Annotated in this window: 35 protein-coding genes and 1 pseudogene; 6 read left to right on the top strand and 30 right to left on the bottom strand. The window is 51.3% G+C overall.

Annotated features, from left to right (window positions below; genetic code table 11):
- The first annotated feature begins 234 nt into the window (after positions 1-234).
- A complete protein-coding gene (locus Q7C21_RS21425) occupies positions 235-789 on the top strand; it encodes a gamma carbonic anhydrase family protein (protein WP_003852332.1) in 555 nt (184 codons plus the stop codon).
- Here Q7C21_RS21425 and Q7C21_RS21430 read toward each other — a convergent pair.
- Genes Q7C21_RS21430 through dprA form a run of 6 tightly spaced genes read right to left on the bottom strand, consistent with a single transcriptional unit; the run spans position 756 to position 4550 of the window.
- The gene (locus Q7C21_RS21430) at positions 756-1013 is read right to left on the bottom strand and encodes a DUF1488 domain-containing protein (protein ID WP_003852334.1); all 258 of its coding nucleotides are present in this window, start codon (positions 1011-1013) and stop codon (positions 756-758) included. The two genes, Q7C21_RS21425 and Q7C21_RS21430, sit on opposite strands and share 34 nt — an antisense overlap.
- The gene (gene aroE / locus Q7C21_RS21435; RefSeq protein ID WP_140034168.1) at positions 1010-1828 is read right to left on the bottom strand and encodes a shikimate dehydrogenase; all 819 of its coding nucleotides are present in this window, start codon (positions 1826-1828) and stop codon (positions 1010-1012) included. Before aroE ends, Q7C21_RS21430 begins: the two co-directional genes overlap by 4 nt.
- A gap of 3 nt (positions 1829-1831) precedes the next feature.
- Positions 1832-2404: an L-threonylcarbamoyladenylate synthase type 1 TsaC gene (gene tsaC / locus Q7C21_RS21440; protein WP_003852339.1), complete on the bottom strand. Its 573-nt coding sequence runs from the start codon at positions 2402-2404 to the stop codon at positions 1832-1834.
- Between the two features lie 3 nt (positions 2405-2407).
- Positions 2408-2956: a topoisomerase DNA-binding C4 zinc finger domain-containing protein gene (locus tag Q7C21_RS21445; protein ID WP_003852341.1), complete on the bottom strand. Its 549-nt coding sequence runs from the start codon at positions 2954-2956 to the stop codon at positions 2408-2410.
- 24 nt (positions 2957-2980) lie between these two features.
- Positions 2981-3454: a DUF494 family protein Smg gene (gene smg / locus Q7C21_RS21450; RefSeq protein ID WP_003852344.1), complete on the bottom strand. Its 474-nt coding sequence runs from the start codon at positions 3452-3454 to the stop codon at positions 2981-2983.
- Positions 3426-4550 (bottom strand): DNA-protecting protein DprA, encoded by a 1125-nt coding sequence (gene dprA, locus Q7C21_RS21455; protein ID WP_008927125.1) that lies wholly within the window; start codon positions 4548-4550, stop codon positions 3426-3428. Before dprA ends, smg begins: the two co-directional genes overlap by 29 nt.
- 115 nt (positions 4551-4665) lie before the next feature.
- On the opposite strand from dprA, the gene def reads away from it, so the two are divergent.
- From def to mscL, 5 genes are all read left to right on the top strand, one after another.
- The gene (def, locus tag Q7C21_RS21460; protein ID WP_003852348.1) at positions 4666-5178 is read left to right on the top strand and encodes a peptide deformylase; all 513 of its coding nucleotides are present in this window, start codon (positions 4666-4668) and stop codon (positions 5176-5178) included.
- Between the two features lie 20 nt (positions 5179-5198).
- The gene (fmt, locus tag Q7C21_RS21465) at positions 5199-6143 is read left to right on the top strand and encodes a methionyl-tRNA formyltransferase (protein ID WP_110410954.1); all 945 of its coding nucleotides are present in this window, start codon (positions 5199-5201) and stop codon (positions 6141-6143) included.
- Between the two features lie 49 nt (positions 6144-6192).
- Complete coding sequence (rsmB, locus tag Q7C21_RS21470; RefSeq protein WP_375151083.1) at positions 6193-7494, top strand: 16S rRNA (cytosine(967)-C(5))-methyltransferase RsmB; 1302 nt, start codon at positions 6193-6195, stop codon at positions 7492-7494.
- An 18-nt stretch (positions 7495-7512) separates the two neighbouring features.
- Positions 7513-8889, top strand: coding sequence for a Trk system potassium transporter TrkA (trkA, locus tag Q7C21_RS21475; RefSeq protein ID WP_008927128.1), 1377 nt, complete (start codon positions 7513-7515; stop codon positions 8887-8889).
- Positions 8890-9013: 124 nt separating this feature from the next.
- A complete protein-coding gene (gene mscL / locus Q7C21_RS21480; protein ID WP_003852356.1) occupies positions 9014-9424 on the top strand; it encodes a large-conductance mechanosensitive channel protein MscL in 411 nt (136 codons plus the stop codon).
- On the opposite strand, the gene Q7C21_RS21485 is transcribed toward mscL, so the two are convergent.
- The 24 genes and pseudogenes from Q7C21_RS21485 to rplP all read right to left on the bottom strand — a co-directional run bounded on the left by Q7C21_RS21485 (position 9371) and on the right by rplP (position 21983).
- Entirely contained in the window at positions 9371-9658 is a 288-nt protein-coding gene (locus Q7C21_RS21485) for an alternative ribosome-rescue factor A (protein WP_008927129.1), read from the bottom strand. The two genes, mscL and Q7C21_RS21485, sit on opposite strands and share 54 nt — an antisense overlap.
- Positions 9659-9717: 59 nt before the next feature.
- Complete coding sequence (gene zntR, locus Q7C21_RS21490; RefSeq protein ID WP_003852359.1) at positions 9718-10134, bottom strand: Zn(2+)-responsive transcriptional regulator; 417 nt, start codon at positions 10132-10134, stop codon at positions 9718-9720.
- Positions 10135-10506, bottom strand: coding sequence for a DUF1992 domain-containing protein (locus Q7C21_RS21495; protein WP_039660531.1), 372 nt, complete (start codon positions 10504-10506; stop codon positions 10135-10137).
- Between the two features lie 95 nt (positions 10507-10601).
- Positions 10602-10988 (bottom strand): 50S ribosomal protein L17, encoded by a 387-nt coding sequence (gene rplQ / locus Q7C21_RS21500; protein ID WP_003850180.1) that lies wholly within the window; start codon positions 10986-10988, stop codon positions 10602-10604.
- A gap of 40 nt (positions 10989-11028) precedes the next feature.
- On the bottom strand, positions 11029-12018 hold the full coding sequence (locus Q7C21_RS21505; RefSeq protein WP_003850179.1) for a DNA-directed RNA polymerase subunit alpha: 990 nt from the start codon (positions 12016-12018) through the stop codon (positions 11029-11031).
- A gap of 25 nt (positions 12019-12043) precedes the next feature.
- Positions 12044-12664, bottom strand: a complete 621-nt coding sequence (gene rpsD, locus Q7C21_RS21510; protein ID WP_008927131.1) for a 30S ribosomal protein S4 — start codon at positions 12662-12664, stop codon at positions 12044-12046.
- 33 nt (positions 12665-12697) lie between these two features.
- Positions 12698-13087 carry a 30S ribosomal protein S11 gene (gene rpsK / locus Q7C21_RS21515; RefSeq protein WP_004160563.1) on the bottom strand — a complete coding sequence of 130 codons (390 nt, stop codon included), beginning with the start codon at positions 13085-13087 and terminating at the stop codon, positions 12698-12700.
- A gap of 16 nt (positions 13088-13103) precedes the next feature.
- Entirely contained in the window at positions 13104-13460 is a 357-nt protein-coding gene (gene rpsM / locus Q7C21_RS21520; RefSeq protein WP_003850176.1) for a 30S ribosomal protein S13, read from the bottom strand.
- 146 nt (positions 13461-13606) lie between these two features.
- Complete coding sequence (rpmJ, locus tag Q7C21_RS21525) at positions 13607-13723, bottom strand: 50S ribosomal protein L36 (RefSeq protein ID WP_004160566.1); 117 nt, start codon at positions 13721-13723, stop codon at positions 13607-13609.
- A 32-nt stretch (positions 13724-13755) separates the two neighbouring features.
- Entirely contained in the window at positions 13756-15087 is a 1332-nt protein-coding gene (gene secY / locus Q7C21_RS21530) for a preprotein translocase subunit SecY (RefSeq protein WP_003850175.1), read from the bottom strand.
- Positions 15088-15094: 7 nt separating this feature from the next.
- The gene (gene rplO / locus Q7C21_RS21535; protein ID WP_003850168.1) at positions 15095-15529 is read right to left on the bottom strand and encodes a 50S ribosomal protein L15; all 435 of its coding nucleotides are present in this window, start codon (positions 15527-15529) and stop codon (positions 15095-15097) included.
- Between the two features lie 3 nt (positions 15530-15532).
- Complete coding sequence (rpmD, locus tag Q7C21_RS21540; RefSeq protein ID WP_003850166.1) at positions 15533-15712, bottom strand: 50S ribosomal protein L30; 180 nt, start codon at positions 15710-15712, stop codon at positions 15533-15535.
- A gap of 5 nt (positions 15713-15717) precedes the next feature.
- Positions 15718-16218, bottom strand: coding sequence for a 30S ribosomal protein S5 (gene rpsE, locus Q7C21_RS21545; protein WP_003850164.1), 501 nt, complete (start codon positions 16216-16218; stop codon positions 15718-15720).
- 14 nt (positions 16219-16232) lie between these two features.
- On the bottom strand, positions 16233-16586 hold the full coding sequence (gene rplR / locus Q7C21_RS21550) for a 50S ribosomal protein L18 (RefSeq protein WP_003850163.1): 354 nt from the start codon (positions 16584-16586) through the stop codon (positions 16233-16235).
- A gap of 9 nt (positions 16587-16595) precedes the next feature.
- Positions 16596-17129: a 50S ribosomal protein L6 gene (gene rplF, locus Q7C21_RS21555; RefSeq protein WP_003850161.1), complete on the bottom strand. Its 534-nt coding sequence runs from the start codon at positions 17127-17129 to the stop codon at positions 16596-16598.
- Positions 17130-17142: 13 nt separating this feature from the next.
- Positions 17143-17535 carry a 30S ribosomal protein S8 gene (rpsH, locus tag Q7C21_RS21560; RefSeq protein WP_003850158.1) on the bottom strand — a complete coding sequence of 131 codons (393 nt, stop codon included), beginning with the start codon at positions 17533-17535 and terminating at the stop codon, positions 17143-17145.
- A gap of 32 nt (positions 17536-17567) precedes the next feature.
- Positions 17568-17873, bottom strand: coding sequence for a 30S ribosomal protein S14 (gene rpsN, locus Q7C21_RS21565; protein WP_008927132.1), 306 nt, complete (start codon positions 17871-17873; stop codon positions 17568-17570).
- A gap of 14 nt (positions 17874-17887) precedes the next feature.
- Entirely contained in the window at positions 17888-18427 is a 540-nt protein-coding gene (gene rplE, locus Q7C21_RS21570) for a 50S ribosomal protein L5 (protein ID WP_003850155.1), read from the bottom strand.
- A 14-nt stretch (positions 18428-18441) separates the two neighbouring features.
- On the bottom strand, positions 18442-18756 hold the full coding sequence (gene rplX / locus Q7C21_RS21575; protein WP_003850150.1) for a 50S ribosomal protein L24: 315 nt from the start codon (positions 18754-18756) through the stop codon (positions 18442-18444).
- Between the two features lie 10 nt (positions 18757-18766).
- The gene (rplN, locus tag Q7C21_RS21580) at positions 18767-19138 is read right to left on the bottom strand and encodes a 50S ribosomal protein L14 (RefSeq protein WP_006120590.1); all 372 of its coding nucleotides are present in this window, start codon (positions 19136-19138) and stop codon (positions 18767-18769) included.
- 248 nt (positions 19139-19386) lie between these two features.
- A pseudogene (locus Q7C21_RS21585) lies at positions 19387-20739 on the bottom strand (8-oxoguanine deaminase).
- Between the two features lie 388 nt (positions 20740-21127).
- Positions 21128-21382 (bottom strand): 30S ribosomal protein S17, encoded by a 255-nt coding sequence (rpsQ, locus tag Q7C21_RS21590; protein WP_003850147.1) that lies wholly within the window; start codon positions 21380-21382, stop codon positions 21128-21130.
- On the bottom strand, positions 21382-21573 hold the full coding sequence (gene rpmC / locus Q7C21_RS21595) for a 50S ribosomal protein L29 (protein WP_003850146.1): 192 nt from the start codon (positions 21571-21573) through the stop codon (positions 21382-21384). The genes rpsQ and rpmC overlap by 1 nt, the downstream gene beginning before the upstream one ends.
- Positions 21573-21983 carry a 50S ribosomal protein L16 gene (rplP, locus tag Q7C21_RS21600; protein ID WP_008927134.1) on the bottom strand — a complete coding sequence of 137 codons (411 nt, stop codon included), beginning with the start codon at positions 21981-21983 and terminating at the stop codon, positions 21573-21575. Before rplP ends, rpmC begins: the two co-directional genes overlap by 1 nt.
- Between the last annotated feature and the right edge of the window lie 4 nt (positions 21984-21987).

A 21987-nucleotide genomic window follows, 5' to 3' on the forward strand; every position in this document is an offset into this window, starting at 1 on the left:
GGCGGCGCAGTCTCCTGTGCCTCTCAACCCGCTTCCCGTTGCCGGTGTTCCGTGTCGATGGAGGCGCATTATAGGGATCCCGTTTCAGAGCACAACCCTTTTTTTGGATCTTTTATCTGAACGGTTATAAATGATCCAGATTGATGAGATCACCAGCGATCCGGGTCAGAATTGGCTTGTCAGCTGTGTAAAATCGCATCAGGCTGCAGTGAAAACAGAACAAAGGAGAACATGATGACTTCCGCCCTACGCCCCTATAAAGATCTTTTCCCGCAAACTGGCCAGCGCGTTATGGTCGATTCAAGCAGTGTTGTCGTTGGTGATGTGATTATGGAGGATGACGTCAGCATCTGGCCGCTTGTTGCGATCAGGGGTGACGTGAATCAGGTCCGGATCGGTGCCCGAACCAATGTGCAGGACGGCAGTGTTCTGCACGTTACGCATAAATCTGCCGCCAATCCGCAAGGCTTCCCTCTTATTATTGGCGAGGAGGTCACGGTCGGCCATAAAGCGATGCTGCACGGCTGTACCATTGGCGATCGCGTGCTGGTCGGAATGGGATCGATTTTGCTTGATGGCGTAATAGTAGAAGATGAGGTGATGATTGGTGCCGGCAGTCTGGTGCCGCCAGGTAAAAGACTGGAGAGTGGCTATCTCTATCTGGGGAGTCCGGTGAAGCAAATCAGGCCGCTTAATGACAGCGAAAAAGAAGGGTTACGCTATTCCGCTAACAACTATGTGGGCTGGAAAGATGATTACCTGGCTGACGCTAACCAGACCCAGCCCTGAGCATCAACGTTATCCTGACGGATAGCCTCTTCCGCCTCATCCTCCAGATCCCAGCGATGGTGCTGAAACAGCGCCATCGCCTCTCCTTCACCAAAACGTGATATCAACGACTCACAGCTGATTGCACAGTTCAGCCGCATGCCGTTGACCAGTACCGGGAAACAAACCGCCTTGAGTTCAGCATCATAGGCTTCATCATCAGGGAACTGTATCGCCTGATTCACGACTGCATGGCCTGCTTAAGCTGAGCAATGACCGGAGCAATGTCTGGCATTACTCCGTGCCATATATAGAAGGCATGAGCAGCCTGCCCCACCAGCATACCCAAACCATCTGCCAGATGATTCGTGCCATGCCCCTGACACCAGCGCAGGAAAGGCGTCAGCCCGCTTTGGTAAAACATGTCATAGCACTGCACGCCGGAATGGATCACGTCAGAAGGTAAAGGAGGCGTTTCTCCATTCACACCGCTTGAAGTGGCATTAACGATCAGATCGAAGTGCTGATCCGTCAGCTGTTCAAAACGACATGCCCGGATAGGCCCATTCTCTCCAAACAGCGTCGCCAGCTCTTCAGCGCGTGCAGCTGTACGATTGACGACGGTCAGTGTCACGCCCGCTGAAAGCAATGGCAGAATGACGCCGCGAGCAGCCCCGCCCGCGCCCACCAGCAATACATTGTCGCCAGCGTTGATCATCTTAAGCCGCTCAAGGTCACTTAACAGGCCAATGCCATCCGTGTTGTCCCCCAGGATCTGACCATCACTGAGTTTTTTCACCGTGTTTACCGCGCCGGACAGGGCTGCACGTTCACTCAGCTGATCGGCAAACTCCCATGCCTGCTGTTTAAAAGGCAACGTCACATTGGCACCACGACCTCCCTGTTCAAAAAAGGCAGAGAGCGCCTGGGGAAAACCATCAATCGGGGCGCAGATGCGACCATAGCGATGTTCAATACCCGTCTGCTCAGCGAAAGCCTGATGGATCAGCGGAGATTTACTGTGGCTGATGGGATTACCGAAAACGGCGAATTGATCCATGAATTAACCCTGACGTATAAGTTCGCCGCTAATCACATCGCGGATTTCAGAGGGATTAAGGCGGCCACCGGTTTTTCCCGACAGAACCGGGAAGTGCTCACCAAACTGTTGCTTCACTTCTTCCGCCGTGCGGCAGGGAGGCAGACCCGACAGATTTGCGCTGGTTGAAACCAGCGGTTTACCAAATGCGCGGCAAAGCGCCTGCACATCGGGATGGTCACTGACGCGAATGGCCAGCGAATCAAACTGCCCGGTCAGCCAGCGAGGGGTTTGTGGTGGAACGGGGACGACAAAGGTCACAGGACCGGGCCAGCATGCAAACATCCGCTCACGCTGCATCACCGAAAGTTCGCGTGCGGAGATATAAGGTTCAAGCTGGGTGTAATCAGCGGCAATCAGGATAAGTCCCTTTTCTACCGGACGCTGTTTCAGCGCCAGCAAGGCCATGACGGCAGATTCACTGTCAGGGTCACAGCCCAGACCAAATACAGCTTCAGTTGGATAGGCGATGACCGCCTGACGATTCAGATGCGCTAAGCAATTTTCAAATGAATCGGCGAGGTGTTGATTTTCCATGATCTATGAATTCTCTTCAGCGATGGCTTTGCCACAACTCTTACTGGCACAGAATCGTTTAATGCCCTGCGCCGTCTTTTTTTCAACTAACAGTGGATACTCACAATAAGGACAGATTCCGGCAACGGGTGTCAGATTGACAACAAACTGGCAGGCGGGATAGCGATCGCAGGAGTGAAACGTTTTGCCGTAACGGGAACGCCGCTGAACTAACCGGCCTTCATGGCACTGAGGACAGGCCAGCGAGGTTTCATCCGGTTTATCGATGGTTTCGGTGTATCCGCATTCCGGATAGCAGCTGCAGCCGATAAACATGCCAAAACGTCCCTGCCGCAGCACTTTATCCGCACCACATTCTGGACAGGCGTGGCCTTCCAGCACTTTGACCACGTGGCCATCGGCCTGACCTTTTAAAGGTCGAATGTAGTCGCAAGCCGGGTAGTTCGCGCAGCCCAGAAAAGGACCATGTTTACCGGAGCGAATAACCAGTTCTGCCCCGCAAGCGGGGCAGGGATCCTGTTTACGCACGGTGAAGAGTGCAGCTTTACTCATAGCGATCAATGCATGAAAGGAAATTTAATGCAGCATACCTTCATTGACGTCGAATAGCAGTTCTTCCATCTGCTGATAGGCATTTTCACATCCCGGGATGTTGAACAACACCATCAGCACCACCCATTTGAGATCCTCCAGGTCAAACTCAGAGGTATCCAGCGCCATGATACGTTCGATGACCATTTCACGGGTTTCCAGGTTCAGCACCTGAATCTGCTCCAGGAACAGCAGAAAACCACGGCTATCAGCATCTAAACGCTTGCTCTCTTCGTCGGTATAGATACGCATGGAGAGCGGATCACTTGTCAGTAAAACTGGCTCAACCAGCCCTTCCTGATAATCAGCCAGTCTTTCCAGCCAGTTCAGCGCACTGTAAACATCTTCACGATGGAACCCGGCATCCGTCAGGTCGTCTGTCAATCTGTCCTGATCAACACCCATTTCTGCTTCGTTGTGGATATATGTCTCAAACAAATACATCAGTACGTCGAACATGGCATGCCCTCCTCAATCGGACATAGCCGCCGGGTACAGCTGCGATCCATCCTGCTAACTCCAGTTCCAGCAACTGAGCTGAGATAACTGGCACAGATTGGCCGGCACGTTCAGCGACAACGTCAACAGGTGTAACATCATCACCTACGTTAGCCAACACATCAGCAAATGGCAATGGAGCATCGTCACTCACCTCAGAATAAATTTCGTCGGCCTGTGTCGCTGGCAGCCAGTTCAGCGCACCAGCCAGATCTTCCACAATGTTATTGGGGTGGGCCACCAGCAGCGCACCCTGCTGAATCAGCCAGTTAACGCCTTCACTTAATGGATTGCCGATCGCGCCAGGTAAGGCATAGACATTGCGATTCTGCTCCAGCGCATAGCGGGCCGTCACCAGCGAACCACTCTTCAGCGAAGCTTCTACCACCAGCACCCCATGACTCAGACCGCTGATGATACGATTACGGCGTGGAAAATTCGCCGGATGCGGCAGGGTCGCCAGCGGAAATTCAGAAATCACAGCACCACCCTGCTCAACAATCTCTGCGGCAAGGTCGGCATGATTTTTAGGATAGAGATTTTGTAACCCACTGCCCAGCACAGCCACCGTTTTGCCCTTCACGTTGAGTGCTGCCTTATGTGCAACACCATCAATACCCCGGGCCAGTCCGCTGGTAATGGTCAGACCGCTGAGGCTTAAGTGCTGAGTAAACCAGTCGCACCAGTAACGGCCATTATGTGAACAGTTTCGACTCCCCACCACCGCTAACTGAGGAGTACTTATCACAGCAGGATCGCCATGAATATAGAGCAGTGGCGGAAAGCGGCTCGTTTCTTTGAGACGGGCTGGATAGGCCGCGTCCAGCGCAGTAATCAGATGATGAGCCGGACTCTGTGCCAGCCAGTCATACAATTCTGGAAGTTTTTTTGCACTGAAATCATAATATTGCTGGCGCTGACTGGCATCTAACCCTAATCGGATAAGCTGCTCCTTATCTGCTACCTGGCCACCTGTCTGCTGTGCGACGTCAATCCAGCGTTTCCCTGTCATTCCAGTGACGGCTGCCAGCCGCACATACTGCGCTATTTTGTCCATCTCAGACTCCCTGATCGCCCTTGCTTCCTGCTGCACAATGCTGTCAATCAGGCCTCGAAAAGTCTACAATATGAGGTAGTAATCTTTTCTTAACCGAATACAGATCTGGATATTTATGTCAGTTTTGCAGGTATTACATTTCCCTGACGAGCGTCTTCGCAAAGTCGCTGCGCCCGTTAAAGAAGTTAACGCAGACATTCAGCGTATCGTTGATGATATGTTCGAGACGATGTATGCCGAAGAAGGTATCGGTCTTGCCGCTACGCAGGTCGATATTCATCAGCGCATTATCGTGATTGATGTCTCTGAAAGTCGTGAAGAGCGTTTAGTTCTGATCAACCCTGAGCTGCTGGAAAAAAGCGGCGAAACCGGTATTGAAGAGGGTTGCCTCTCAATTCCGGAACAGCGCGCATTTGTTCCACGTGCCGAGCGGGTTAAAGTCCGTGCACTTGATCGTGACGGTAACAGTTTCGAGCTGGAAGCCAGCGAGTTACTGGCCATCTGTATCCAGCATGAGATCGATCATCTGGAAGGCAAACTGTTTATCGATTATCTGTCGCCTCTGAAGCGGCAACGAATCAAAACTAAGTTAGAGAAACTGGCGCGTCAGAACGCCCAGGCTTCCTGAGAACTTAAGAAGGGATACACGTGTCTGCCCCGCTAAAAATCATCTTTGCCGGCACACCTGACTTTGCAGCGCGTCATCTTGACGCGCTGCTTGCTTCTGAACATCAGGTTATCGGTGTATTCACCCAACCCGACCGCCCGGCGGGTCGCGGTAACAAATTAACCCCAGGCCCGGTCAAAACGCTGGCGATGGCACATGACATTCCTGTGTATCAGCCTAAGTCACTGCGACCGGAAGAGAATCAGCAGCTGGTTGCTGACCTTAAGGCTGATGTGATGGTTGTTGTGGCCTACGGATTAATTCTGCCAAAGGCCGTGCTTGATATGCCACGTCTGGGCTGCATCAACGTTCATGGTTCACTGCTGCCACGCTGGCGTGGAGCCGCACCGATTCAACGTGCGCTCTGGGCTGGCGACAGCGAAACCGGCGTGACCATCATGCAGATGGATGTGGGGCTGGACACCGGCGATATGCTGCACAAGCTTGCCTGTCCGATTACTGCCCAGGATACCAGTGCAACGCTATACGATAAGCTGGCTGAACTTGGACCACAGGGACTGCTGGATACGCTGACCTTACTGAGCACTCAGCAGGCTACACCTGAAAAACAGGATGAAGCGCTGGCCAACTATGCTGAGAAGCTCAGTAAAGAGGAAGCTCGTCTTGACTGGACACTCTCAGCAGAACAGCTTGAACGTTGTATTCGCGCGTTTAACCCGTGGCCGATGAGCTTTTTCACCATTGATGATCAACCGGTGAAAGTCTGGCAGGCAAGCGTTCTGCCTCACAGCGATCGTTCGCCGGGTGAAATTATTCATGCGGATAAACGTGGCATCCAGGTGGCGACCGCTCAGGGTGTACTGAATCTACTGCAGTTGCAGCCCGCCGGTAAAAAACCGATGTCGGCTCAGGATCTTCTCAACTCGCGCCGGGAATGGTTTGAACCTGGAACCCTTCTGGACTGACTCTCAGGCCCGGTCACTCACCGGGCCTTTTGTTTGATGACAAAACCCTATGACTAAATCAATCAACCTGCGTAGCCTCTCCGCCCAACTTATTGAGCGCGTTGTCGACAAGGGCGAATCCCTGAACACGGCACTGCCTGCCGCTCAGAAAAAACTCTCTGACAAAGATAGCGCGTTAGTGCAGGAGATCTGTTTTGGCGTGTTGCGTACATTACCGCAGCTTGAAGCGCTAATCGGTAAACTGATGGCGCGTCCCCTTACCGGTAAACAGCGGGTTCTGCACTATCTGATCATGGTCGGGCTTTACCAGCTGGAATATACACGCGTGCCTGCTCACGCCGCACTGGCAGAAACTGTCGCAGGGGCCGAAGTCCTGAAGCGCACCAGCCTGAAAGGCTTATTAAATGGTGTATTACGCCAGTTTCAGCGCCAGCGCGAAGAGCTGCTCGCCAGCATTCAGGATGGCCCGCAGCGGTATCTGCATCCGGGATGGCTGCTAAAGCGATTGCAGCATGCCTGGCCAGAACAGTGGCAGCAGATCGTCGAAGCCAATAACCAGCGTCCGCCGATGTGGTTGCGGGTTAACCAACAGCACCACGAACGTGATGCATGGCTGGCCCTGCTGACTGAAAGTGGCAGGAATGCACAGCCTGCTGACGATGTGCCGGATGCACTTCGGCTCGATGCCCCTGCTCCGGTCAGTCAGTTACCAGGCTTCGGGCAGGGTTGGGTGACCGTGCAGGATTTGTCCGCTCAGCGCTGTGCTTTGCTGCTTGAACCCCAAAACGGCGAACAGATTCTGGATATATGTGCTGCACCCGGCGGTAAAACGACCCATATTCTCGAAATCGCGCCGGAAGCAGAAGTCATGGCCGTCGACGTAGATGCACAGCGCCTTAAACGCGTTGAGGAAAATCTGCAGCGACTGGGCATGAAAGCAGATGTTAAACAGGGTGATGGACGGACGCCGCAGCAGTGGTGCGGTGATCGGCAGTTTGACCGAATTCTGCTGGATGCCCCCTGCTCTGCTACCGGAGTGATCCGACGTCATCCAGACATCAAGTGGCTGCGTCGCGATCGTGATATCGCCGAGCTGGCAAAGCTTCAGTCTGAAATTCTTGATGCTGTCTGGCCGCACCTGAAACCAGGCGGCACGCTGATTTATGCTACCTGTTCCATCCTGCCTGAAGAGAATCATCAGCAGATAGATGCTTTCCTGCAGCGCCAGCACGATGCACAAGCCGTTTCCCTCAGGGATGCACCCGCGAATGGCCTACAGGTATTCCCGCAAGCCGAAGGCGGAGATGGTTTCTTCTACGCTAAGCTGATAAAGAAATCGGGTACAAACTGAGATGAGTATTGATAAGCGATGAAAATAATCATTCTGGGCGCAGGTCAGGTTGGCGGTACCCTGGCAGAAAATCTGGTCGGTGAAAACAACGATATCACGGTGGTGGATACCGACTCTTCACGCCTGCGTCATCTGCAGGATAAATTCGATCTGCGCGTCGTGCAGGGTCATGGTTCTCATCCGCGCATTTTGCGGGAAGCAGGCGCGGAAGATGCCGACATGCTGGTAGCCGTTACCAACTCCGACGAAACCAACATGATTGCCTGCCAGATTGCTTATTCGCTTTTCAATACGCCGAACCGTATCGCCCGGATTCGCGCGGCCGACTATCTGCGTGATGCGGACAAGTTATTTATTCCTGAAGCGGTGCCCATTGATCACCTGATCTCACCGGAACAGTTGGTGATCGAAAATATCTACCGTTTAATCCAGTATCCTGGCGCGTTGCAGGTGGTTAACTTTGCTGAGGGCAAAGTCAGCCTTGCGGTGGTGAAAGCCTATTATGGTGGACCACTGGTGGGCAATCCGCTCTCCATCATGCGTGAGCATATGCCACACATCGATACCCGCGTAGCCGCTATCTTTCGTCAGGACCGGCCCATTCGTCCGCAGGGCTCAACCATTGTAGAAGCGGGTGATGAAGTCTTTTTCATCGCCGCCAGCCAGAACATTCGTGCCGTAATGAGCGAGATGCAACGGCTGGAGAAACCCTACAAGCGGATTATGCTGGTGGGTGGCGGTAACATTGGTTTCGGTCTGGCACAGCGTCTTGAGAAACATTACAGCGTTAAGCTGATTGAACGTAATGCTCAGCGCGCAGCCGAACTTGCAGAACATCTGCATGACACGGTAGTTTTTTATGGCGATGCGTCCGATCAGGAGTTGCTGGCGGAAGAGCACGTTGAGCAGGTTGATCTGTTTATTGCCGTCACCAATGATGATGAAGCCAACATCATGTCAGCCATGCTGGCAAAAAAGATGGGGGCGAAGAAAGTTATGGTGCTTATACAGCGTCGTGCGTATGTCGATCTGGTGCAGGGCAGCGTCATCGATATTGCTATTTCACCTCAGCAGGCCACTATCTCTGCTCTGCTGGGCCATGTGCGCAAAGCAGATATCGTGGGTGTATCGTCACTGCGACGCGGTATTGCAGAGGCAATCGAAGCAATAGCGCATGGGGACGAATCCACTTCACGCGTGGTCGGCCGTTCAATTGATGATATCAAATTACCGCCAGGGACCATTATCGGCGCAGTGGTTCGCGGTGACGATGTGATGATTGCCAATGACAATCTGCGTATTGAACAAGGAGATCATGTCATCATGTTCCTCACCGACAAGAAATTTGTCTCAGACGTTGAACGTCTCTTTCAGCCAAGTCCATTTTTCCTGTAAATGCCGCATTTACAGGCATAAAAAGTACGAGACGCGTGAAAGTGCCGCTTAAATCGCTGAGTTGATGGCAAAAACAGTAAGGTTTGTTAAACTTTATGACATTGGCTTAGGCAAGGAGATAAGTATGAGTTTAATCAAAGAGTTTCGCGATTTCGCGATGCGCGGTAATGTGATGGATCTCGCCGTCGGTGTTATCATCGGTGCGGCCTTCGGGAAAATCGTTTCATCGCTGGTCGCCAACATCATTATGCCACCATTGGGCTTGCTGATCGGTGGTGTCGACTTTAAATCATTCCAGTGGGTACTTAAGCCCGCAGTTGGTGATGCGCCAGCCGTTGTAATGCAATACGGTATCTTCCTTCAGACCATCTTCGATTTCGTCATCATCGCTTTCGCAATCTTCATGGCGATCAAGTTAATGAACCGTCTGTATAAGAAAAAGGAAGTTGAAAAGCCCGTTGCGAAACCAACGAACGAAGAATTACTGCTGACTGAAATCCGCGATCTGCTTAAACAGCAAAACACGCGGGTATAGTTGATAAGCCGCCGCACAGGCGGTTTTTTTAACCGTAAAAGCAGAAGGGCAGTGATAAGACGCTTTCTTATCACTGCCCTCCCATCCAGTCCCCTTGCCATGTTTCTCTTTTCGCTTAAAACTGCCTTTACCTTTTTGCTTCTGCTCAATACGTTGCCGAAATAGCGGGTCGTGTAAGAGGGCCTGAATCGCGTTGTCGCGAATTTGCCCTTTGGTGTGCTGATATTTACTCATGACGCCTCCTGTTTATAAGGTCTGATACTTTATTCTTTTGCAGCAAAATAACAATATCCTTATTTGCTCAAAGCCTCTCCCCGCTCCAGTGCCTCAAGAATTGAGCACGAAACGCTAGTGTGGCTGTCTCCACAACAGGCATCCGAGAGATGTCGCAGAGAACGCTGCATCGTTTCTAATTCTGCGATCATTTGAGCAACTTCATACAGCCGTTTTTCAACGATCGCTTTTGATTCCTGACAGGTGTGATGCACAGGATCGACCCGGATCGAGAGCAGCTCTCTGATGGCTTCAAGGCTAAAGCCGAGTTTGCGCCCGTAGCGAATAAATTTCAGACGCTGAAGATCACTCTCGCTATAAAGTCGAAAACCGCCTTCTGTCCGACCATCATGATCCATCATCTGTTGTTTTTCATAGAAGCGAATCGTGTCTGGCGTGACATCTGCAAGCTTAGCTAGCTGGCCAATGCGAAACATTTACTTCTCCTCACGGAAATGATTGTGGATGGCTGCGGCATAACGGCCATGAAGAAAATCGGTGCTCATTCCAGCCTGGCGTAATCTCAGTGTCAGCACCTGAAGCCGATTACGCTGATCCTGATACCGGGGATCGGCAGGATCGAGCTGACAAATAAGATCGTTAACTTCCATGGCTTCGCGTCTTAACTCAAGTTCAGGCGGCAGAAATCCTGAATTTTTGAGCAACCGGTAACCTGCTCTTAATTCGGGCGGAACATGGCTGTCATCATCCAGCTGTAGTGGCTTGCCTGAGCCAGGAAGATTACTCAGCTCGCCTTTTTCTAACGCTGCTTTGATGTGCTGTTCAGCAAGTTCATCAACCAGCCACATAGTTAGCTCCTTTGAACATGAAAGACTACGTTCTAAGGTAATAAATTGCAGGCAATAAAAAACCCGCCGAAGCGGGTTTTTTACGTTGCTACAGATTACTCTGCAGCTGCTTCTGCTTGAGCTTCTGGACGATCAACGAGCTCGATGTAAGCCATCGGAGCGTTGTCACCAGCACGGAAGCCACACTTCAGAATACGAGTGTAACCACCGGCACGGCTCGCGAAACGCGGGCCTAACTCATTAAACAGTTTTGCCACGATCTCGTTATCACGAGTACGGGCGAATGCCAGACGACGATTAGCTACGCTGTCGGTCTTGGCAAGAGTAATCAGCGGCTCAACTACGCGACGCAGTTCTTTGGCTTTCGGCAGAGTCGTTTTGATGATCTCATGACGAACCAGAGAACCGGCCATGTTGCGGAACATAGCCTGACGATGGCTGCTGTTGCGGTTCAGTTGACGACCACTCTTACGATGGCGCATGACCTTATCCTTCTCAGTGAAACCTTAACCTGTGATCTGATTATTCATCAGCAATGCTTGCTGGCGGCCAGTTCTCAAGGCGCATGCCCAGAGAAAGACCACGCGAAGCCAGCACATCTTTAATCTCGGTAAGAGATTTTTTACCAAGGTTAGGCGTTTTAAGCAGCTCAACCTCGGTACGCTGTACCAGATCACCGATGTAGTGGATAGCTTCTGCCTTAAGGCAGTTAGCAGAGCGGACAGTCAATTCCAGATCGTCAACAGGGCGCAGCAGGATCGGATCGAATTCTGGTTTCTCTTCTTTAACTTCCGGCTGACGTACATCACGTAAGTCAACGAAAGCTTCAAGTTGTTCAGCCAGAATGGTTGCCGCACGACGAATCGCCTCTTCAGGATCGATTGTGCCGTTGGTTTCCATTTCGATGACCAGCTTGTCCAGGTCGGTGCGCTGCTCTACACGCGCTGCTTCAACATTGTAGGCGATACGGTCTACAGGGCTGTAGCAAGCGTCAACTAACAGGCGGCCGATTGGGCGCTCATCTTCTTCCGAATGAATTCGGGCAGAAGCCGGCACATAGCCACGTCCACGCTGAACTTTGATACGCATGCTGATAGCAGCGTTCTCATCGGTCAGATGGCAAATGACATGCTGAGGCTTGACGATTTCGACATCACCATCATGGGTAATGTCGGCTGCAGTCACAGGGCCAATGCCAGATTTATTCAGGGTCAGAATAACTTCATCTTTACCCTGAACTCTTACCGCCAGCCCTTTCAGGTTGAGCAGGATTTCCAGGATATCTTCCTGTACGCCCTCTTTGGTGCTGTACTCATGAAGTACACCATCAATTTCAACCTCGGTCACCGCGCAACCCGGCATGGATGAAAGCAGAATACGGCGCAGTGCGTTACCAAGAGTATGGCCAAAGCCACGCTCTAAAGGCTCAAGGGTCACCTTGGCGTGCGTCGAACTCACTTGCTCGATATCTACCAGGCGCGGTTTTAGAAACTCTGTCACAGAACCCTGCATTGTGTCCTCTCTTTGGTACTAAGCCTTACTTGGAGTAAAGCTCGACGATCAGGTGTTCGTTAATGTCCGCAGACAGATCAGTACGTTCAGGAATACGCTTGAACACACCTTCCATCTTAGTCGCATCAACTTCCAGCCAGGTTGGCTTTTCACGCTGCTCAGCCAGCTCCAGAGCGGCCTTCACGCGAGATTGCTTTTTGGCTTTCTCACGGATGCTAACGACATCATTCGGAGATACCTGATAAGAAGCGATGTTAACAACGCGGCCATTTACCAGAACAGACTTATGGCTCACCAGCTGACGTGCTTCTGCACGAGTGGCACCAAAGCCCATACGATAAACTACGTTGTCCAGACGACCTTCCAGCAGAGCCAACAGGTTTTCACCGGTGTTGCCTTTCAGACGAGCTGCTTCTTTATAATAGTTACGGAACTGACGCTCCAGCACGCCGTAGATACGACGAACTTTCTGCTTTTCACGTAACTGACCGCCGTAATCAGACAGACGCGGTTTACGCGCACCATGCTGACCAGGGGCTTGTTCAATCTTACACTTGGAATCAATCGCGCGAACGCCAGACTTAAGGAATAAGTCAGTGCCCTCACGACGGCTCAGCTTGAGCTTAGGACCCAAATATCTTGCCATTTTCTTTCTCCAACTATCCTAAAAAAACGGGCGTTATACGCGACGTTTTTTCGGCGGACGACAACCGTTATGAGGGATCGGAGTCACATCAGTAATATTAGTGATGCGGAAACCAGCGGCGTTCAAAGCACGAATCGTAGATTCGCGTCCTGGACCCGGACCCTTTACCATAACTTCCAGGTTCTTAATTCCGTAATCTTTTACCGCTTCTGCACAGCGCTCTGCAGCGACCTGAGCAGCAAACGGAGTGGATTTACGTGAACCGCGGAAACCGGAACCACCGGCGGTTGCCCAACCCAGTGCGTTACCCTGACGATCAGTAATGGTAACGATAGTGTTGTTAAAAGAAGCATGGACATGAGCCACGCCATCTGAGACTTGTTTTCTTACACGCTTGCGTGCACGAACTGGTGCCTTTGCCATTATTTACTCACCCCGATTATTTCTTGATCGGTTTACGCGGACCCTTACGGGTACGTGCGTTGGTCTTAGTACGCTGACCGCGAACCGGAAGACCACGACGATGGCGCAAACCACGGTAGCAACCAAGGTCCATAAGACGCTTGATGCTCAGGGTGATTTCACGGCGCAGATCACCTTCTACAACGAATTTCGCAACTGCATCACGCAGCTGATCAATTTGTTCTTCAGACAGCTCACTGATCTTAACATTTTCAGCAATACCCGTTGAAGCGCAGATGGCTTTTGAACGGGTTTTACCGATACCGAAGATCGAAGTTAATGCGATAACGGTATGTTTTTGATCAGGAATGTTAATGCCTGCTATACGGGCCACTATGCACTCCTATAATTAAACAAGCACGTCCCATGCTGAAAAGCCCGTTTTCAGGATACTCAAATGGAAACGCACTGACATACAAAAGATTGGCTGGCTAATCTAGCCAGCTCAACCCGACTTTGCAAGAAAAATATGTGACAAAATCAGCCTTGGCGCTGTTTATGCTTAGGCTCGGCGCTACAAATCACACGGACGACACCGTCGCGACGAATGATTTTGCAGTTACGACATAATTTCTTGACGGAAGCACGAACTTTCATTTTTACTCTCCGTAACTTCTCAACCAACTGAATTAACGGCCGTAGCCTTTCAGGTTAGCTTTCTTCAGTGCCGACTCGTACTGACTTGACATCATCAGAGTTTGCACTTGAGCCATAAAGTCCATGATGACGACAACTACGATAAGCAGTGACGTACCGCCAAAGTAGAAGGGAACCTTCATCGCATCACGCATGAACTCCGGGATAAGGCAGATAAACGTAATGTACAGGGCGCCGATTAAGGTCAGTCGCGTCATTACTTTATCAATATACTTCGCCGTTTGCTCTCCCGGACGAATTCCCGGTACGAATGCACCAGACTTCTTCAGGTTATCTGCTGTTTCACGTGGGTTGAAAACCAACGCCGTATAGAAGAAACAGAAGAAGATGATTGCAGTCGCATAGAGTAGCACATAAAGCGGCTGTCCTGGCTGCAAATACAGCGAAATTGTTGTCAGCCAGTTCCAACCGGTACCGCCCCCAAACCACGATGCAATCGTTGCCGGGAACAGAATAATGCTGGAAGCGAAGATAGCTGGAATAACACCCGCCATGTTCACTTTCAACGGTAAATGTGTGCTCTGTGCAGCGTAAACGCGACGACCCTGCTGACGTTTTGCGTAGTTCACCACAATGCGGCGTTGACCACGTTCAACGAAGATAACAAAGAAGGTCACTGCGAATACGAGTACTGCAACCAACAGCAACAGAAGGAAGTGCAGGTCGCCTTGCCGCGCTTGCTCGATGGTATGGCCAATGGCCGGCGGGAGACCCGCAACAATACCTGCGAAGATAATGATCGAAATACCGTTACCGATACCACGTTCAGTAATCTGTTCGCCCAGCCACATCAGGAACATCGTTCCCGAGACCAGACTCACAACAGCGGTAAAGTAGAAAGCAAAGCCTGGATTCATTACCAGGCCTTGCATCCCTGGCATATTCGGCAGACCGGTAGCAATACCGATCGACTGGAATATGGCCAATACCAACGTACCGTATCGGGTGTACTGGCTAATCTTACGACGGCCAGCCTCCCCTTCTTTCTTAATTTCCGCTAACGCTGGGTGAACCACCGTTAATAACTGGATAATAATCGATGCCGAAATATACGGCATGATGCCCAGTGCGAAAATAGAAGCACGGCTGAGAGCACCACCAGAGAACATGTTAAACATTTCAATGATGGTGCCACGCTGTTGCTCAAGCAGTTTGGCAAGTACAGTGGCATCAATACCAGGGATTGGAATAAAAGAGCCAATACGGAAGACAATGAGTGCGCCGATTACAAACAGCAGTCTGCGTTTCAGCTCACCAAAGCCACCTTTGGCACTTTGAAAATCTAATCCCGGTTGTTTAGCCATCTGCTACTTATTCCTCGATTTTACCGCCAGCAGCTTCGATTGCAGCACGTGCACCTTTGGTGACACGCAGACCGCGAACCGTTACCGGTGTAGAAACTTCACCAGACAGAATTACTTTAACGAATTCAATCTGAACACCGACAATGTTGGCTGCTTTCAGCGCGTTCAGGTCGACGATACCGCCTTCAACTTTCGCCAGATCAGACAGACGAATCTCTGTGGTGATCATTGCTTTGCGAGAGGTGAAACCGAACTTCGGCAGACGACGGTACAGAGGCATCTGACCACCTTCGAAACCGCGACGTACGCCACCGCCAGAACGTGAGTTCTGACCTTTGTGACCACGACCACCGGTTTTTCCGAGGCCAGAACCGATACCACGACCCAGACGCTTGGTAGCGTGCTTAGACCCTTCGGCCGGAGACAGAGTATTTAAACGCATCTCTTACTCCTCCACTTTAACCATATAGGAAACCGCGTTGACCATACCGCGTACTGCTGGCGTGTCTTCACGCTCAACGGTGTGGCCAATACGACGCAGACCCAGGCCAACCAGAGTGGCTTTATGCTTAGGCAAGCGGCCGATTGAACTACGGGTTTGAGTGATTTTAATAGTCTTAGCCATCGTGATTACCCCAGAATTTCTTCAACGGATTTACCACGCTTAGCAGCGACCATTTCCGGAGATTTCATATTGCCCAGGCCATCGATAGTTGCACGAACCACGTTAATCGGGTTTGTAGAACCATACGCTTTTGCCAGTACGTTATGAACTCCAGCGACTTCCAGAACGGCGCGCATTGCACCACCGGCAATAATACCGGTACCTTCTGAAGCCGGCTGCATGAACACGCGGGAACCCGTGTGTGCACCTTTAACTGGGTGCTGCAGGGTGCCGTTGGTCAGCGCGACGTTAACCATGTTGCGACGGGCTTTCTCCATCGCTTTCTGGATCGCTGCTGGAACTTCACGCGCTTTACCGTAACCAAAACCTACGCGACCATTACCATCGCCTACCACAGTCAGTGCTGTGAAGGAGAAGATACGACCACCTTTAACAGTTTTAGAAACACGGTTTACCGCGATCAGTTTTTCCTGCAGTTCGCCAGCTTGTTTCTCGATGTGTGCCATCTTAGACCTCTACCTTAGAACTGAAGGCCAGCTTCACGGGCAGCATCTGCCAGTGCCTGGACGCGACCATGATATTGGAAACCGGAACGGTCGAAAGAAACACCAGTGATGCCTTTTTCGATTGCGCGTTCTGCGATAGCTTTACCTACTGCAGCTGCGGCTTCTTTATTACCGGTATACTTCAGTTGTTCAGTGATAGCTTTTTCTACAGTAGAAGCAGCGACCAGAACTTCGGAACCGTTCGGGGCGATTACCTGTGCGTAAATATGACGCGGGGTACGATGTACCACCAGGCGAGTAGCACCCAGCTCTTTGAGCTTGCGACGTGCACGGGTCGCACGACGGATACGAGCAGATTTCTTATCCATAGTGTTACCTTACTTCTTCTTAGCCTCTTTGGTACGCACGACTTCGTCGGCGTAACGGACACCCTTGCCTTTATAAGGCTCAGGACGACGGTAGGCGCGCAGGTCCGCTGCAACCTGACCAATCAGCTGTTTATCAGCGCCTTTCAGCACGATCTCAGTCTGAGTTGGACATTCTGCAGTGATACCCGCGGGCAGCTGGTGATCGACTGGATGAGAAAAGCCCAGAGACAGGTTGACCACGTCGCCTTTAACGGCTGCACGATAACCTACACCAACCAGCTGCAGCTTCTTAGTGAAGCCTTCGGTAACACCGATAACCATTGCGTTCAGCAGCGCGCGAGAAGTACCCGCCTGCGCCCAGCCGTCAACGAAACCTTCGCGCGGTGCGAAAGTCAGAGCGTTGTCAGCATGCTTAACTTCAACAGCATCATTGATAGTACGAGTCAGCTCGCCGTTTTTACCTTTAATCGAAATTACCTGACCGTTGAGTTTTACCTCTACGCCGGCAGGAACAACGACAGGTGCTTTAGCAACACGAGACATATGTATCCTCCGATTACGCTACGTAGCAGATAATTTCGCCACCAAGACCTGCCTGGCGCGCTGCACGATCAGTCATGACACCTTTAGATGTAGAAACTACAGCGATGCCCATACCGGCCATTACCTTTGGCAGCTCATCTTTTTTCTTATAGATGCGCAGACCAGGACGGCTTACTCGCTGAATGCTTTCTACAACAGCTTTGCCCTGGAAATACTTGAGAGTAAGTTCCAGTTCCAGCTTGATGTCGCCTTCGATTTTGAAATCTTCAATATATCCTTCTTCCTTCAGAACGTTGGCAATTGCCAATTTCAGCTTGGAGGAAGGCATGGTGACCGCAACTTTGTTTGCGGCCTGACCGTTACGGATACGGGTCAGCATATCCGCGATCGGATCTTGCATGCTCATCTGTGTTACTCCCGTGATTCAATTGGTGACAATTACCAGCTAGCCTTTTTCAGGCCCGGGATTTCACCGCGCATGGCGGCTTCGCGGACCTTGATACGGCTCAACCCAAACTTCCGCAGGAAACCGTGCGGACGACCTGTTTGACGGCAGCGGTTACGCTGACGCGAAGGGCTGGAATCACGCGGCAGACTCTGCAGCTTCAGAACAGCATCCCAACGATCTTCGTCGGAAGCGTTCACATCAGAGATGATCGCTTTCAGTTCAGCGCGTTTAGCGAAGAATTTGTCTGCTAATTTTGCACGCTTAACTTCGCGTGCTTTCATAGATTGCTTAGCCATTAAGTAACCCTACCTTACTTACGGAACGGGAAGTCAAAGGCAGCCAGCAGAGCACGGCCTTCATCATCAGATTTCGCAGTAGTGGTAATGGTGATATCCAAACCACGAACGCGATCGACTTTGTCGTAGTCGATTTCTGGGAAGATGATCTGCTCACGTACACCCATGCTGTAGTTGCCACGACCATCGAATGACTTAGCGGACAAGCCACGGAAGTCACGGATACGTGGAACAGCAATGGTGACCAGACGCTCAAAGAACTCCCACATGCGCTCGCCACGCAGAGTTACTTTACAGCCGATCGGATAGCCCTGACGGATTTTGAAGCCTGCAACTGATTTGCGTGCTTTGGTGACCAGCGGTTTTTGACCGGAGATTGCTGCCAGGTCAGCTGCTGCGTTATCCAGCAGTTTCTTGTCAGCGATCGCTTCACCAACACCCATGTTCAGGGTGATCTTCTCGACCCGAGGGACTTGCATGACAGAATTGTAGCCAAACTCTGTCATGAGTTTCTGGACTACTTCGTCTTTGTAGTAATCATGCAGTTTCGCCATCGTACTACTCCAAATTACTTGATAGTTTCGCTGTTAGACTTGAAGAAACGGACTTTTTTGCCGTCTTCGAATCTAAAGCCTACACGGTCAGCCTTACCAGTTGCCGCGTTGAACAGTGCAACGTTAGAAACCTGAATAGCAGCTTCTTTTTCAACGATGCCGCCTGGTTGGTTCAGGGCCGGGACCGGCTTCTGATGTTTCTTAACCAGGTTGATACCTTCAACGATGACCTTACCAGAAGACAGGACATTCTTAACTTTACCGCGCTTACCTTTATCTTTACCGGTTAACACGATAACTTCGTCGTTACGACGGATTTTAGCTGCCATTGTTCGCTCCTTAGAGTACTTCTGGTGCCAGAGAGATAATTTTCATGAACTTTTCAGTACGAAGTTCACGAGTTACCGGCCCAAAAATACGCGTACCGATAGGCTGCTCACTGTTATTGTTCAGAATAACGCATGCATTACCATCGAAGCGAATGACAGAACCGTCCGGGCGACGAACACCCTTCCTGGTGCGCACCACTACCGCCTTCAGGACATCACCTTTTTTGACTTTACCACGAGGAATTGCTTCCTTGATGGTAACTTTGATGATGTCACCGACGCCTGCGTAGCGACGGTGCGAGCCACCCAGAACCTTGATACACATTACGCGACGTGCACCGGAGTTGTCGGCGACGTTCAGCATAGTCTGTTCTTGGATCATTTTAGTGCTCCGCTAATGTCAACTACTACTTCGGGACCTAAACCTCAGGTCGTTAGAAAGCCCCATAATTGAGGGCGCGGCATTGTAACACCGGTTCTCACAGATGGGTAGAAAAAATAAACGGCTCTCAATCGAGCCGCTGATTTTCCCTGATGACAGGGAGGGCGTATTCTAGGGAATAGTGCGAACAGTAGCAAATGTAATCTGCCTTATTTTTCGTCGCCTTCCAAATTAAGTGCCCTTCTGACTCAATCAACCAGCTTTCTGGCTAGTTGGTTATGCTGACGCAGTACGGCTGGCAGGTCAATTCCGGCCAGTTCTCCGTTACGCACCCTGACTTTACCGTTAATGATGCTGTAAGCGACCTGGCCGGGATTACAGAATACCAGCGCAGCAACGGGATCGTGCCCTGCCCCGGCAAGACCAATGCGATTGAGGTCAAAAATAGCCAAATCAGCCATCATGCCCGGCGCAATAGCGCCCACGTCATTGCGATTCAGCACTTTTGCTCCCCCCAGCGTCGCCAGTTCGAGTGCCTGACGCGCCGTCATCGCATCCGGGCCGAACCCCACGCGTTGCAGCAGCATGGCCTGACGTACTTCTGCCATCATATCTGCGCTGTCATTGGAGGCAGAACCATCCACCCCCAAACCGACATGTACTCCGGCATCGCACATGTGCCTTATCGGCGCAATGCCCGAGCCGAGACGCATGTTTGAGCACGGACAGTGCGCGATACCTGTCCCTGTACGCGCAAATAACTCAATACCGGGCTGATCCAGTTTGACGCAGTGTGCATGCCAGACATCCGGGCCTACCCAGCCGAGGTCTTCAACATACTGCGCGGGTGTCATGTTGAACTTTTCGCGGCTATATTGGATATCACTGTCATTCTCCGCCAGATGCGTATGCAGAGAGACGTTGAAGCTGCGTGCCAGTGCTGCGGACTGCTTCATCAGCTCACGGCTGACCGAGAACGGTGAACATGGCGCAACCACAATGCGTAGCATCGAGCCATAGCTGTCATCGTGATAGCGCTCAATCACCCGCTGCGTATCCTTCAGAATGGCTGCTTCACTCTCAACCAGCGAATCGGGCGGCAGGCCACCCTGGGATTAACCGACACTCATGCTGCCCCGGCTCGCATGGAAACGCATACCCATTATGGATGCAGCTTCAATGCTGTCGTCAAGCTTACAGCCATTAGGGTAAACATAGAGGTGGTCACTGGTGGTGGTGCAGCCGGAGAGGATCAACTCGGCCATTGAGATCTGCGTTGACACCTGAATCATCCCGGGCGTTAAATTCTGCCACAGTGGATAGAGGTGAGTCAGCCAGTTAAACAGTTCACCATTTTGCACCGCAGGAATAGCGCGGGTCAGGCTCTGGTACATATGGTGATGCGTATTGATCAGGCCTGGAATAACAATGTGTCCCTGGAGATCAATCACCTCGTCGGCGTTATCAGGTAATGAGTCTGCTTCTCCAACCGCAGCAATTTGATTTCCTTTTATCAAAATACTGGCGTGTCGTATTTCCTGACGGTCAGCATCCATGCAGACCACATAGTCGGCATTCTTCAGTAACAGCGTTCGTGTCATAAACTTGCCTGTGGGTTGTCAGTGGTTATGTGCTATCCGATATTAGCGGCAAGTTTTTGGCTGAGACAATAGCAGGCAGTGCAGTGACAGTTGCTGGGGTGACAGGTAGTGCGGTGAACGGTGAAAACGTTCAACGGTAGCCGACACAATCAATCATGACTCTCCATTTTCAAGACTCATCACTTCCCTGGCGATGATAAACCGCTCGCTCCCGTGTGGCATTTTCAGGTCGCATTGACTGATGAACCGCAGGACCCACGGGCTGCCCGTTAAATTTGTGAACGCTCTCAGACTTGTACAACCACTGGCATGAATGGAACAGGCCAGATACCAGGCAAAAAAAAACCCCCTGCCGAAGCAGAGGGTTTCTCAGAAAAAACAATTCTTATTACAGAACCGCTTTCTCGATTACGCGAACCAGGGTCCAGGATTTAGTCTTGGACAGTGGACGGCATTCGCGGATTTCTACCACGTCACCAATTCCACATTCATTGTTCTCGTCATGGATGTGCAGCTTAGTCGTACGTTTGATGAATTTGCCGTAGATCGGGTGTTTCACAAAACGTTCGATAGCAACAACTGCAGATTTCTGCATTTTGTCACTTACTACACGACCCTGCAGAGTACGGATTTTATCGGTCATTACGAACCCGCCTTCTCAGTCAGTAAAGTCTTAACGCGTGCAACATCACGGCGCACCTGTTTCAGCAGATGGGTCTGCTGCAGTTGGCCAGATGCTGCCTGCATGCGCAGGTTAAATTGCTCACGCAGCAGATTAAGCAGCTCAGTGTTCAGCTCTTCAACGCTTTTTTCACGCAGCTCTGTTGCTTTCATTACATCACCGTCTTAGTTACAAAGGTGGTTTTGATAGGCAGTTTTGCTGCTGCCAGCTTGAATGCTTCACGGGCCAGCTCTTCTGGTACGCCGTCCATTTCATACAGGACTTTACCAGGCTGGATCAGGGCAACCCAATACTCTACGTTACCCTTACCTTTACCCATACGCACTTCCAGCGGCTTCTCGGTGATCGGTTTGTCCGGGAATACTCGGATCCAGATCTTACCTTGACGCTTAACTGCACGGGTCATAGCACGACGTGCTGCTTCGATCTGACGAGCAGTCAGACGACCACGGCCAACAGCTTTCAGACCGAAAGTACCGAAGCTGACATCCGTACCCGCAGCCAGACCGCGGTTACGGCCTTTGTGCACCTTACGGAATTTCGTACGCTTTGGTTGTAACATCAGC

Origin of the sequence: Pantoea sp. ANP04, assembly GCF_041982285.1 — a bacterium.
Classification (GTDB): domain Bacteria; phylum Pseudomonadota; class Gammaproteobacteria; order Enterobacterales; family Enterobacteriaceae; genus Pantoea; species Pantoea eucalypti.